Annotated in this window: 11 protein-coding genes; 1 reads left to right on the forward strand and 10 read right to left on the reverse strand. The window is 61.2% G+C overall.

Annotated elements, in window-relative coordinates; all coding sequences use genetic code 11:
- Positions 1–10: 10 nt before the first annotated feature.
- From ICA16_RS04445 to ICA16_RS04490, 10 genes are all read right to left on the reverse strand, one after another.
- The gene (locus tag ICA16_RS04445; protein WP_210700035.1) at positions 11–994 is read right to left on the reverse strand and encodes a fumarylacetoacetate hydrolase family protein; all 984 of its coding nucleotides are present in this window, start codon (positions 992–994) and stop codon (positions 11–13) included.
- A complete protein-coding gene (locus ICA16_RS04450) occupies positions 991–1,572 on the reverse strand; it encodes a cupin domain-containing protein (RefSeq protein ID WP_210700036.1) in 582 nt (193 codons plus the stop codon). Before ICA16_RS04450 ends, ICA16_RS04445 begins: the two co-directional genes overlap by 4 nt.
- Positions 1,573–2,808 (reverse strand): MFS transporter, encoded by a 1,236-nt coding sequence (locus ICA16_RS04455; protein ID WP_210700037.1) that lies wholly within the window; start codon positions 2,806–2,808, stop codon positions 1,573–1,575.
- On the reverse strand, positions 2,798–5,272 hold the full coding sequence (locus ICA16_RS04460; protein ID WP_210700038.1) for an efflux RND transporter permease subunit: 2,475 nt from the start codon (positions 5,270–5,272) through the stop codon (positions 2,798–2,800). Before ICA16_RS04460 ends, ICA16_RS04455 begins: the two co-directional genes overlap by 11 nt.
- Before the next feature lie 4 nt (positions 5,273–5,276).
- Positions 5,277–6,371, reverse strand: a complete 1,095-nt coding sequence (locus ICA16_RS04465) for a WD40/YVTN/BNR-like repeat-containing protein (protein ID WP_210700039.1) — start codon at positions 6,369–6,371, stop codon at positions 5,277–5,279.
- A gap of 61 nt (positions 6,372–6,432) precedes the next feature.
- Positions 6,433–7,821, reverse strand: a complete 1,389-nt coding sequence (locus tag ICA16_RS04470; RefSeq protein ID WP_150603492.1) for a DUF1329 domain-containing protein — start codon at positions 7,819–7,821, stop codon at positions 6,433–6,435.
- Positions 7,822–7,833: 12 nt separating this feature from the next.
- Positions 7,834–9,531, reverse strand: a complete 1,698-nt coding sequence (locus ICA16_RS04475; protein WP_210700040.1) for a DUF1302 domain-containing protein — start codon at positions 9,529–9,531, stop codon at positions 7,834–7,836.
- Between the two features lie 57 nt (positions 9,532–9,588).
- A complete protein-coding gene (locus ICA16_RS04480; protein ID WP_210554775.1) occupies positions 9,589–10,713 on the reverse strand; it encodes an FAD-dependent oxidoreductase in 1,125 nt (374 codons plus the stop codon).
- 87 nt (positions 10,714–10,800) lie between these two features.
- Positions 10,801–11,211, reverse strand: a complete 411-nt coding sequence (locus ICA16_RS04485) for a Rieske (2Fe-2S) protein (protein ID WP_210700041.1) — start codon at positions 11,209–11,211, stop codon at positions 10,801–10,803.
- A gap of 3 nt (positions 11,212–11,214) precedes the next feature.
- On the reverse strand, positions 11,215–12,156 hold the full coding sequence (locus ICA16_RS04490; protein WP_210700042.1) for a VOC family protein: 942 nt from the start codon (positions 12,154–12,156) through the stop codon (positions 11,215–11,217).
- 279 nt (positions 12,157–12,435) lie between these two features.
- Here ICA16_RS04490 and ICA16_RS04495 point away from each other — a divergent pair, with 279 nt between their 5' ends.
- Positions 12,436–13,398, forward strand: a complete 963-nt coding sequence (locus tag ICA16_RS04495) for a LysR family transcriptional regulator (RefSeq protein WP_150603487.1) — start codon at positions 12,436–12,438, stop codon at positions 13,396–13,398.
- Positions 13,399–13,448: the final 50 nt, after the last annotated feature.

Below are 13,448 nucleotides of genomic sequence, written 5' to 3' on the forward strand. Positions count from 1 at the left end.
GTGCCGCTCCTTAGCCTTGGGCCTTGACGACGCATTGCTCAATCGCGCCGAACACTGACTGACCGTCAGCCCCCAGGACGTTCATGTGCACGCGATCACCGAAGCGCATGAAAGCGGTTTGCGGGGCGCCGTGCTCGATCATCTCGATGGCGCGGCGTTCGGCAATGCAGGCCGAACCGACACTGCGCTCGGCATTGGAAACCGTACCGGAGCCGATCAACGTGCCGGCACCCAACCGGCGAGTCAGCGCGGCATGGGCGATCAACTGGCCAAAACCGAAGGTCATCTGCCCACCGTGTGGATGACCGAACCACTCGCCATTCCAGCTCACCTGCAACGGCAGATGCACACGCCCGTCGCGCCAGGCATCGCCCAGTTCGTCCGGGGTGATTGCCACCGGGGCGAAGCTCGACGACGGTTTGGCCTGCAAAAAGCCGAAGCCGGTTTTCATCTCCCGAGGGGCCAGCGCGCGCAGGCTGACGTCGTTGATCTGCAGGATCAGCTTGATGTGCCCAATGGCCTGCTCCGCGCTGCAACCCAGCGGCACGTCGTCCACCAGCACGACGAACTCGCCTTCAAAGTCGATGCCCTGGCTTTCACTGGGCAGCGCAATGTTGTCGTGGGCGCCGAGGAAATCATCGCCGGCGCCCTGATACATCAACGGCGTGTGTTCGACGCCTTCAATGGGGTCAAGGTTGAAAGCCTTTTGCATCAGCGCGCCATGGCTGAGGAATGCCGAGCCGTCGCACCATTGGTAGGCGCGTGGCAACGGTGCCATGGCCTGAGTCGGGTCGAAGGCAAACGCGTCAGGCGCATCGCCCGCGTTCAACCGGGTGGCCAGCGCCTGCAAGCGCGGTTCGGCATCAGGCCAGTCTTCTATAGCCTGTTGCAGGGTGTACGCCACCGAGCCGGCATCCAGTGCCCATTGCAGATCCCGCGAGACGATGACCAGTTGTCCATCACGATGGCCGTTTTTCAGCGTGGCGAGTTTCATGATGATGCTCCTTGCACAGAATTCAGTTCAGCGGCAAAGCGCCCGTCGAGCAGGATGAACACCATGCGCGCCATGGCTTCGGTACGGTTGCTCCAGGCATGGTTGGTGCCGCGTTGCACCACCACGTCGCCGCGCTTGAGGTGCACGTCTTCCTCGTCCAGCACCAGCCAGACCTCACCTTCGGTGACGATGCCGTAGTCGAGGGTTTCCGTGCGGTGCATCAGTTTGTGTTTGCCTGCGCCCTGCCCCGTGCCGGCATGCGACTCGCCGATTTCGGCAAATACCGCCGCGGCGTTTTCATCGCTGACCTGGTTCTGCACGCTGTCGGGCGGGATGTCGACCACGCGAATCACGCTGCCTTGCGCCGCGGGACTGAGTCGCAACGGTTGGGCGCTCGGATCACTCGCATTGTCGAGCGGTGCGGGGCTGGCGCCGGTGTTCCACAATTCGTAAAACACCGTGCCGGGCACCGCCAGCAGCGGGAACACGTTAGGCGTCGGCCCGCAGCTGGCGACAATGGCCCGGCCTTGGGCGTTGTAGCCGGTGACCACTCTTTTGAACTCGGGAAGGGTCTGCATTTAAAGTTCTCGTTCAGTTGTCAGCGGCGCTCGGGGCAGCAATCCGCCGAGTCTGGGGATGGCGAGGCAAAACAGCGCCACCAGCAATTGCAGGCCACCCACAATGGCCAAGGCATGCGGCAGCGCCGAGCTGACGCCATGCGTGATGCCGAGTACGACCAAGGGGCTGATGAATTCGCCGGCAAAGATCGCCGCGGTGAAACACCCCGCCGCGCGCCCGCGTTGATGAAAGTCGACCTGCGCCATGATCCAGGTGATCAGCGTCGGCAACATCAGGCCGATGCCCAGGCCGTTGATCGTCACTGCGACCACCACCTGCATGTGGCTGCCGGCATTGGCCATCAACAAGCCGCCGACGCCCGCCAGCGCATAGGCGATCAACAACATGTGCTGCGCACGCATGCCACTGAACAGGCGGAAGCTCAGCGCCCCGGCCAGCACGCCCAATTGGTTGGCGCCCATGGTCATGCCGATGTCCTGCGGCGCATCGACGTGCAGCAGATTGAGCAGATACCCGGCCTGTACAGGCACGATAAACAGGCTCAGGCCGGCCAACAGTGCCAAGGCATACATCGGGGTCAGCGCGCGCCATGGGAATTTGTCGATCAGCGCGCTGTGCAGTGGATGCTCGGCCCGGGTGTGCGATTGCGGCTCCCAGAGTTTCCACGCCATCAGCGGCAGGAAGACCAGCCCGACGGCGTACAACGCGAACGGCGTGCGCCAGTCGTCCTGCCCGAGAAAACCGCCCAGCGCGATAAACACCGCTGCGGACAGCGACGTGGCGACCATCTGCAAGGCAAACAAACGCTCGCGTCGGGCACCGCTGTAGTAGTCGCCCATCAGCGTGGTGCAGCAAGTCATGATGCCCGCCTCGGCCAGACCGATGCCGGCGCGGCTGAGGACGATGGCCGGCAGCGATTCGAGCCACAGCGGCAGTACACCGCAGAGCACGTAAAGCCCCATGCTGGCGAGCAACAACGGTTTTCGCCCGAGGCGGTCGGCGATCATTCCGGCAAATGGCGCCAACAGGGCAATCATTAACGCCGGCAACGTCAGCACGATCGGCACCAGCACGGCGCTGTTCGCAACGTCGGCAAAGTGCGCTTGCATGCGCGGTAGCACCGGCGCCAGCAGCACCGCGCCAAGTACCGGCAGGCAACTGCCCAGCAGCAGCAACATCGATTGCGCCAGCCCGGCTGTTCTGCCGGCGTTCACGTCTGAGGTTTCAACGCGCATGGCAACGCTCCTGGGTGTGCAGATGTTCGGGATTGGCCGCAACCGCGGTGGCTGGTTTCGTCACGCTCAACACACCGGCTCGCACAACCGCATCGGTAGTCGAGCGACGTACAGGCAGGAGGAAATGCGCCAGCGCCGGCAGCAGTACCAGGGCGCCGACCATGTTCCAGACGAACATGAACGCCAGCAACACGCCCATGTCGGCCTGGAATTTGATCGGCGAGAACATCCAGGTCGCTACGCCAATCGCCAGGGTGATACCGGTCAGCATCACCACTTTGCCGGTGGACACCAGCGCCAGGTAATAGGCTTCGGACAAACTCGCGCCGCGGCGAAGATGGCCGAGCAAAATGCTCATCACGTACAAGGCATAGTCGACGCCGATGCCCACACCAAGAGCGATCACCGGCAGCGTGGCGACCTTCACGCCAATGTTCAGCCAGACCATCAGCACTTCGCAGAGAATCGAGGTGAGCATCAGCGGAATCACCGCGCAGACCGTGGCACGCCATGAGCGGAAGGTGATCAGACACAACACGATCACCGCGCCATACACCCAGAACAGCATCTCGCGGTTAGCCTGCTTGACGACGATATTGGTCGCCGCCTCGATACCGGCATTCCCTGCCGCCAGCAAGAATTGCACCTCATCGGTGTTATTGGCGGCGGCGAACGTTTCCACGTGCTCGACCAGGCGCGTCAGGGTTTCGGCCTTGTGGTCGGTGAGGTAGGCATACAGCGTCAACAGGCTGCAATCTTCGTTGTACAAACCGCGAGGTGCGCTGGCGGTGATCATGTTGAGCATCGCCTGATTGTTCTGCAGCTCGTACCACTTGGCGCTGCCTTCGCTGAGCCCGACCAGCATGCGGCGGTTGAGCAAGGCCAGCGAGTTGGTCGAATCCACCCCCGGCAGCGCACGCAGTTGCCAGTCCAGCGCATCGACCTTGGCAAGAACGTCGTAACGCGCACAACCACCGGCCGGGGTTTTCACCATGACTGCAAACAGGTCGCTGCTGGCGCCGTAATGCCGGGTGAGAAAGGCATCGTCCTGGTTGTAGCGCGAGTCTGCGCGCAACTCCGGGGCGCCGGCATTGAGGTCGCCGATCTTCAGTTGCAGGCTGACGACAAAGCCGGCTGCAGCCAGGGCGATACTGATTGCGATGCACAGACTCGCCCAACGGCGCTGGGTGAACAGGTCCAGGAAGCGCCAAAAGGCATGACGGCGCAGACCGGCCTGCTCGGTTTGTTCGCTCTTGAGGCTCAACTGTGCGGCACGCGGTGATACGCCGACGTACGACAGCAAAACCGGCAGCAGAATCAGGTTGGTGAAGATCAGCACCGCGACGCCGATACTCGCGATCACGGCCAGATCCTGAATAACCTGGATCTTGATCAGCATCAGCACCGCGAACCCCACCGCATCGCAGAGCAACGCCGTCAGCCCCGCCAGAAACAGGCGGCGGAAGGTGAAGCGCGCGGCCACCACGCGATGCATGCCGCGACCGATGTCCTGCATGATGCCGTTCATTTTCTGCGCGCCGTGACTCATGCCAATAGCAAACACCAGAAACGGCACCAGCACCGAATACGGATCCAGTTGATAGTTGAGCAACGGCAACAAACCGAGCTGCCAGACCACCGCAACCAACGAACAGAACACCACCAGCAAAGTGCTGCGCAGGCAACGGGTGTACCAGAACAGCACGGCGGTGGTGATCAGGATGGCTACGGCGAAAAACAACAGGATCTGTTTCAGTCCGTCGATCAGGTCGCCGACTTTCTTCGCGAAACCGGTGATATGAATCTCGATCCCGTCTTTTTGATAGGTGCTGCGCAGATTCTCCAGTTGCTCGGACAGCGTCGAATAGTTGAGTGCCTGTCCGTCGGCGGTGTTGGCCAGCAGCGGCACATAAATGATGCTCGACGTCTGGTCCAGCGCCACCAGTTGGCCGAGTTCATTGGACCTTTGAACATTGCGGCGCAGCGCTTCCAGATTGGCCGCAGTGCCGCTGTAGTCATCGGGGATGACCGGGCCGCCGTCGAGGCCCTCTTCGGTTACGGCTACCCAACGGGTGGCGGGCGTCCACAGGGACTTCATGTAGGCGCGATCGACACCGGGCAACAGATAGAGTTGGTCGCTCAATGCCTGCAGGGTCTTCAGATACTCGGCGTCGTAGATATCGCCCTTGCGGTTAGCCACGACGATCCGCAAGGCATTGCCCAGCCCGGTGAGTTGCTTCTGGTGTTCAAGGTAATTGGCGATGTAGGGATGCTGGGTAGGGATCATCTTTTCGAAACTGGCGTTGAGCTCGATCCGCGTCGCTTGAAAACCCAGCACCAGGGTGGTCAGCACACACACCAGCAGCACCCAGACGCGGTGATTGAACAGCGTGCGTTCCACCACCGAGCCTGAGCGTGGGTCGAAACTCGCCAGGCTGGCCGTGGCGTTGTCGAATGACTTCATAACCTCACTCCGAAGCAGTTACGGTGGGTGGCGATACACGCGTCACACCGGTAAAACCCGCCATGATCAGGCTGCCGTCGGCGGCCTCGATCAGGCTGGAAACGGGCCTGCCCAACGGTTTGCCGTAGGGCTTGAGCAGCGCGCCGGGTTGGCGATCGGTGCGAAACAGCGCGCCGCCCTGATTGACCAGCAGCAACCGACCGTCACTGGTGTGAATCGCATCGCTGAAGGAGATCGGCAGCGCCACGGGCGCGGGTTGGAAGCTGTCGCCAAAGTCGTGGGAGACAAACGCGTTGCCTTTCAGGCCAGCCACCAGCAGCGTGCCGTCGGCGTCGGTTTGCAGGGTAAAAAAACTGCCTGAATAAGGGCTGTCGAGTGGTTTGAAGGTGTGGCTGTTGTCTTCGGATCGCGCCAGATAGCCCTGCTCTCCGGCGATAAACCAGCGCTCACCCTGATGCGCGATGGAGTAGAGATGGGCGCCGGCCGGATTGTCGATCTGGCCGATCAGCGACTGCCAACTGCGCCCACCGTCGCGGGTTTCGAATGCCAGACCATAGGCGCCGACGATCAGGCCGTGCCGGGCGTCGACAAAGTCCAGCGCGAGGAAGGGTTTGTCCGCGCCCTCGTCCACCATGCGTTCAGCTGTTTGCACCCGTGTGGCGGCGACATCCGTGTCTACGGCTGAAGGCAATTGTTCCTGGGCCGCCTTCAATTCGAGCTGCGCAGCGCGCTTGCCATCGAGTTGCAGCGCCCAGTGTTCGCCGCCGTCTTTAGACATCAGCACGACACCGGCGTGGCCGACCGCCCAACCCACGCTGGCATCGACAAATTGCACCGCCGTCAGGCTCACCGATACCGGTACCTCGGCCTGTCGCCAGCTCGTACCGTTGTCGTCGGAAAGCACCACGACGCCGCGCTCGCCGACTGCCACCAGTCGCGCTCCGGCCCGAGCCAGATCCAGCAGAACGGCGTGCTGCGCTTGCGGTACTCGCATGGCCGCAGTGCTCAGGGTATCGCCCACAGCGCCAGCCTGCGCCAGGCTCGCAGGCCCGACCCAGGACAATGCGAACAGGCACACCAGCCTTGAGAAAGTGTTCATATGCGACCTCGAAAATCCTGTGAAACCGGGTCACGTCTTACGCAGCGTGACCCGGTCCGATTCAGCGAACCCCGGCACCCGCCATCGCCGCCGGCGAGAACTCCGAGGCCTTATAGCGATCCACCACGCCGTACTGCTCAGGCTGGCCGGTGTAAACGTTCTGGATAAACCAGGCGCCGGAGGTCAGGTCGTAGAAGCCCGAAGACAATTGCGCCTGGGCAGGCAAGTCCGGCAGCACCGCTGGCAGCGACCACAGGGTTTTGGCCAACTGGCCGTTGGCGTCCCAGCGGTCGCCGAGCATGGCTTGCCAGGTGTCTTCGTCGAGGTAGTAACGGCCCTTCGGTAGCTGATGACGCTTGCCCGGTGCCAGATCGGCTTCCACCACCCACACCCGGTGCAGTTCCCAGCGCACGACATCGGGGTTCATGTGATGGGCGAGAAACAGGTCCTCGGGTTTGGCAGCGGCCTGCACCTTGTTGGTGTTGTAAGGGATGTACATCTCCTGCTTGCCGATCAGCTTCCAGTCAAAACGGTCGATTCGACCCTGAAATACACTCAGTTCATCGAACGACATGACCCCGGCAGTCGCCGGTGTCGGTGTATCGCAGCAGGCGTTCGGTAACTTGCGTACGCGGCGCTGCCCTGTCAGGTAGACGTGGGCCTGAGACTTGTCGCCGTTGATGTTGGTACGGCCCATGATCTGCTCGCCGGCACGCAGCGGCGGGCCGACGTTTAACAGACGGAACAGCCAGTAATCGCCGGCGAAGGATTCGGGCGTACCGTCCTGGTAGTAATAAGGCATTTCCTGGATCGCCTGGCCGTCAGTCGTCATCACCTGTTTGCCATCGGCGGTCATCAGGTAATGGCGAAAGTGCATGGACAACGACGTACCGCGCCAGTTGAGAATGTGGTTCCACATGGCTTCGGCGCCATTTTTCGGAATCGGAAACGGGATGCCGCCGTAGGCACCTTCCGGCACCGGACCGGCGCTGCTGTCGACCAGTTTGGCGCGAGTGGCGTTTTTCAGCGTGTTGTCATAAACCCACTGCGGCGCTGCGGCCGTGCGGCGGGTCGGGTACACATCAATGCGATAGGTGTCGGGGAAACGCTTGAACATTTCCTTGGTGCCGTCGGTCAGTTTACCGGCGTACTGCGCCAGGTTTTTCGAGGTGATGCTGAACAACGGTTTGTCCGCTGCGAACGGATCGCTGCGTTTGCCACCCTCCTTGAAGGCTGGGTCGACCTTGGTGTAGCCGCCGTCCCAGGCCGGAATCGAACCGTCGGCATTGCCTGCGCGCTCAGCGCCCATCGGGGTCAGCGACTTGTTCAGCTTTGCCGCTTCGTCAGCCGTGGCCGCGGTTGCGCCCTGGCTCAACACCGCCAGGCTGCCGAGCAGCGCGAAGCACAAGGCTTTGAGTGTGAATGCGGCATTTTTGTTGTTATGGGTCATGCGCAAGTCCTCTTAAAACGTGGTCTTGACGGAGAAGGCCAGGTAATCCCGGTCCTTCAGCGATTGCTGGAAGTTGAATTGGCTGGCTGCGTTGAGGTTGGTGTTCTCGGGGCCGTAGTAATGCGTGTACGTCAGGCCGGCGGTCACGCGATCCAGGTAAGTCGCGGTGATACCGATGTTCATGTCGCCGCCGTTATCCGGGCCGAACGAGCTGACAACCGCCGACTTGCCGAGGGGGAAATAGCTCAGGCCGACAGGAATGCTGATATCGACGCCGGAGAAAAACTGGCGATAGGTCGGGGTGTAGACCACCTTGAAGCCGAGGCCGTCATCGGTGGCGCCGGGGTCGAGGGCGGCACGGTTTTTCGTGACATTGAGCAGGCGGTTCCAGGCGATCTCACCGACGAATCCCGACTCCTTAGCAATGAAGTTCGGCCCGAACGAAGCGATCACATTGAGGTTGATGTGCGCTGTGCGCCCGACGGCATAAAGCGCGTCATCGTCGTTGTCGGCCGCCACCCCAGGGAGCACGGTGACGCCGTTGGAGACCAGTGGCATGTTCCAGCGCATCGAGGCTTCACCGGCAAAACTGTAGGCATCAACCGTGGTGGAGAAACTGGCGCCCAACGCGCGGATCTCCTCCGGGTAAACCCAGTAGTAGTCGCCAATCTGGCCGGTGCTGAAATTCGGCGCACCGGCGGAAGGTTTGAGATACAGCTTGGGCGTCTTGTCGTGGTACTGGATGGCGTACAGGCCGTACTCCACGGTCTCGGCGTTATATTTCAGTTGCAGGCCGCCCTGCCCCGAATCCTTGGCGTCTTTGTCTTTGCCGTGGAAAAACGCCGCCGGACTGCCGGCGTTGCCACCGAGGAACGCCGGGAAAGGCGCGCCGACGATCAGGCGTTCGTTACCCTCACCGATGGTGTCGCTGGTGGAGAAATAACTGCCTGCGCCCGGCAAGCGTGTTTCTTCCCATTCCAGTTGGTAGAACGCCCCAAGCGAGACATCATCGGTCACTTGAAACGTGCCTGAGAGCTGATTGACCGGGCGCGTGATTTCCTTGAATTGGGTATTGGGCACCGACTGTGCCTTGACCACATCGACCGGCGCCATGCCACCGGCAATGCCGTTGGCACCAAAAAACAGGCTTTCGCCCCAGATCAAACCATGGCGCCCGGCACGCACGGACGTGGAGCGCTCGGCGATCTCGCCGTTCCAGTAGACAAACGCATCCAGCAACTCACCATCGCCGCCGTGCAAGTGGCGGGTGTCATCGGTGAACTCGTCGTAGCCGACCGAACGCGCGTTGGCGCGGCTGGGGTCATTATTGTCGTTGTCGTTCTGGTACTCGGTGTCGTACCACGCCGCGCCACTGAGCCGCGCGCCGACGTTTTTGAACGACATGTCCAGTTCCGAGAGGATGTCCATTCGGTTGGAGATCAGTCCCTTCTGGAAGGCACGATCGCCGTCGTCCTGGTTCAGCGCGACCTGGCCACGGGTCAGTTTGTGGCTGGGATTCTCGGTTCGCCACGCGGTGCTGTATTTCACCGTGTTGTCCCAGCGCAGGTTGAAATCGGGATTACCGGTCTCGACCTGAAACGCCTGAACGGCCTGGCTACATAGCACCAATGCCGCCGCCAGACTCAAACCGCAGGGTGCAGACAAGCGAACCGGGCGGCGCGCGAGCGTCGCAGTCGATGAGCTAACCATCGCGTTAACCTCTTGTTTTTATAGTGGTAACTGCTGTGGGAATGCTGGGGTGTGTAATCAGATTGGCTCAGCCGTACGCGCAAGCATCTGCTTGACCAGGCCGATACGGTCGAAATCCCGGTCTTGCTGCATTTCCTTGTCGCCGGCCAGCACCGAGCTTTCGCTGATGAACTTGCACCGGGCAAAGCGCCGCGCCATGAAGCGTTCGAGTTGCTGCTCAACGCTGCCGCCGGCCGTGAGTTCTTCACTGAGCACCACGGCATCTTCGATCGCCATACCGGCGCCCTGACCGAGGTGCGGGGTGGTGGCGTGGGCGGCATCGCCGATCAGCAGGACGCGACCGCGATGCCAGGGCTCGTCGACGAAAATCACTTCCATCGGTTTGTAGACGACCTGGCTGCTGTCAGTGATTTGCTCGCGCAATTCGCCGATCAAACCGCTAAAGCCTTGCAGGCGTTGGCGCATCTGCTCGGCCAGGGTGGCGGGATCCATCCACGGATTGGCGGGCTCATGGGAGGTCAGGAACATGTACATCAAGTTCCCGGCCAACGGCACCAGCCCGGCGTTGCCGGCGGCGCTCTGATAGTTGGCGAGGTGATCGATTTGCGCGGCGCGTGGGAAGTTGTAGCGCCACACCGATTGGCCGGTGAAGCGCGGCTGGTACGTGTCGCCAAACAACAGCTCGCGGACTTTGGAGAACAATCCGTCGGCGCCGACCACCAGATCATAGGTGCCGTCAGTACCGTCGGTGAACACCACCTCAACGCTGTCACCCCGGTCATTCAGCGATTCCACGCTGAGGCCCAGGCGAACATTCGCGCCGAGCTCCATCGCCGTGGTGCTGAGCACATTGTGCAGGGCCAGCCGCGAGATGCCGACGTTTGCCGGGTATTCAGGGCCCGCGAGGCGCTGACCGGGGATGCGAGCCAGTTGCTGGCCGCCCGGGCCATAAATGGCGACGTCTTCGAAGGCGTATGCCGCATCGAGATAACCGTCGAGCACGCCCAGCTTGGCCATTTCTCGTACCACATTGCTCTGCTGGATAATGCCGACGCCGTATACGGTCCACTGCGACTTGAGTTCTATCAGATCAACTGCAATACCTTTGCGGCGCAACGCGATGGCTGCACACAGGCCGCCAATACCGCCGCCCACGATCAGAACTTTGTTCACTGCACTCATGGCAATCTCGCTTCTTATTCTTGTGATTCGCTGCAGCGCGGGGCGCTGCGTCGTTGGGTCCAGCTTCCGGGCAAACCAGGGATTTGACTAATCGCGAGTAGGGATGCGATGTATCGCCAGGCGCGATACCTCGTTTTGCAGCTGCACCTCTCCCGCGACGGGCATTTTCAGCACCACGCAACCCTCTTCCAGAAACCACTCGAGCGCTTCCAGCGTCTGGCCCAGACACGGGCCGTAGATGCATTCGCCGGTGTCAGGAAGAAACTGCGCACCGTGGGCATAACAGGCGATCAACTGGCCATCGGCGGACAGAAACCGGTCTTTGCGGTACTCCAGGCGTACATCCAGATGCGGGCAACTGTTGCGATAAACCCGCACCTGACCTTGGTGCATCAGCGCAAAAACACTGTCTTTACCGCGTTGCAGCGGATCGAATCCACGCGCGTGCCCTTCCACCAGCTCTTCCAGTCGGCACAGGTAAAACCCGTGGTCGACCATGGTTCAGCCGAGCTTCGGTGGCGGGCCGCCCGGTGCCCATTTTTCTTTCGAATTGAACAGGAACAGCTGCGAGTTATCCGCCGACAGCGGCGCGCGACGTGCCTCCCAGGCGTCGTCGTGCTTGTCCATGTCGGCGTCATATTCGATATGGCAACCCAGCGGGCTGTTGAAGTACCAGAACCAGTTGGAGCCAAAGAGATGGCGGCCCGGCCCCCAGAAACTGGTCCAGCCTTTTTGCTCGAAACGCGTGCCCGCCAACAACACTTCGGTGCCGCTGCCCATGTGGAACGTGAAGTGCTCGCAGCCTTTCATGTGCGGTGGCGTCTGGATCATGAACAGGCAGTGATGGTCATCGGAACCCGCCGGACGCATGAACGGCCCGGCGCCGATAAAGGTGTCAGTGGTTCTGAAACCCAGGCGTTCGGCGTAAAACGCCTCGGCTTTCGCCGCATCAGGAACGAAATACACGACGTGCGACAAGGTGCGCGGCAGCGCGCTCATGTCCAGGCTGATACCGGGTTGATTGAGCGGACGTTGCGGGGAATTGCCGGCCGCGTTGGTCAAGTCATCCGGGGCGCTGTACGGCCTGCGCACGCTGACCTGGAAAGCAATCGCAAAACCCATGTCGTCGACGCTGTGCAGCACGCCATCCGCATCGCGGCTCACCTGGCGATCACGTGCCAGTTCGTCTTCGATCGCATCAAGGTCTGCCACGCCCGCTACGCCGTAGACGGTTTCGCGAATCGATGGCGCCGGGCCGATGGCGGCCGGCAGGTTCGCATCGTCTGCGCGGCGGATGATCACGGCGGTACCGTCCAGTGCTTCAAAACGCCCGCCATTGCTGTCCACGCCAATCGGCGCGAGGCCATAGTCACGCAGGCAATCGCTACAGGCTTGGATGTCATCGACGCCAAAGATCAGGGCATCAAGGCCAATGATGTTCATGGCTACCACTCCATTGAAATTATGATTGTGGAGACTGTTGCCAACGGCTGTTCAGGCGATCAGCCATGCTTGGAATCCGGTGGTGGTGTCGGCAAGAGGCCCGACTGCGGCGAAGATTGACGCGGGATCTGGCAGCTGACTAATCGTCTGTCGGGATGCGACCTATCGCCGATCGCGATACCTGCGCAGCGACTGACACAGCGAATAACGGGAGGGTTGACGCGGCGATGTATTCGACCGAATGTATCGCGAAAATAAATATAAAAATGGACGTGGCCTATGCGTTTCAATCACCTGGACCTCAATCTGTTGGTGGCGCTCGATGTGTTGCTTCAGGAGCAGAACATCACCCGTGCCGCCGAACGCCTGCACATGACTCAATCGGCTACAAGCGGTGTACTCGGGCGCTTGCGTACCTATTTCGAAGACGAATTGCTCGTCCAGGTCGGCCGCAAGATGCAGCCCACACCTTATGCGGTGGAGCTCAGCGAACCGGTGCGCGAAGTGCTGCTGACGATTCAGTCTTCGATTACCGCCAAACCGGTGTTTTCCCCGGCGGTCAGCAAGCGGCATTTCCGCCTGGTGACCTCGGATTATCTGATCAGCGTGCTGTTTGCTCAGGTGATCCAGAAAATCCATCAGGAAGCCCCGAACATCACCTTCGAGATGCTCGGCCCCAGCGACAACTCTGGCGAATTGCTGGTGCGCGGCGAGGTCGACCTGATGATCGTGCCCGAGCGGTACATCATCGAGGGTCACCCGTCCCAGCTGCTGTTTGAAGAAGATCATGTGTGCGTGGTGTGGCAAGGCAACACGCAGGTCGGCGACAGCCTGACCCTTGAGCAGTACATGGAAATGGGCCACGTGTCGGTCGGCTTCGGGCGGACCCGGCACATGAGCATCGAGGAATGGTTCATGAACCAGTACGGTTTCAATCGCCGACTGGAAGTCATCACCAATGACTTCAATACCCTCCCCCAATTGATTGTCGGCACCCAACGTATCGCGACCATGCACCAACGCCTTGCGCGTCTGTACGCCGAATATCTGCCGCTGCGCATCCTGCCGCCGCCGGTCAAGATCCCGGTCATGCGTGAGTTCATGCTCTGGCACCGCAGCGTCGATGGCGATGCCATGCACCGCTGGCTGCGCGAGCGCATCAGCGAATTCATCACGGATCTGGAACCGGCTGCTATCGCCGCGCGCGATACCTCCCATCCCGAGTCACGATTGGCCAAATAGTCGGGCCGTCCTTAACGTGCCTTGCAATCGTCAAGGCAACCACAAGGACA

The organism is Pseudomonas anatoliensis (genome assembly GCF_017976235.1).
GTDB classification, from domain to species: Bacteria; Pseudomonadota; Gammaproteobacteria; order Pseudomonadales; family Pseudomonadaceae; genus Aquipseudomonas; species Aquipseudomonas anatoliensis.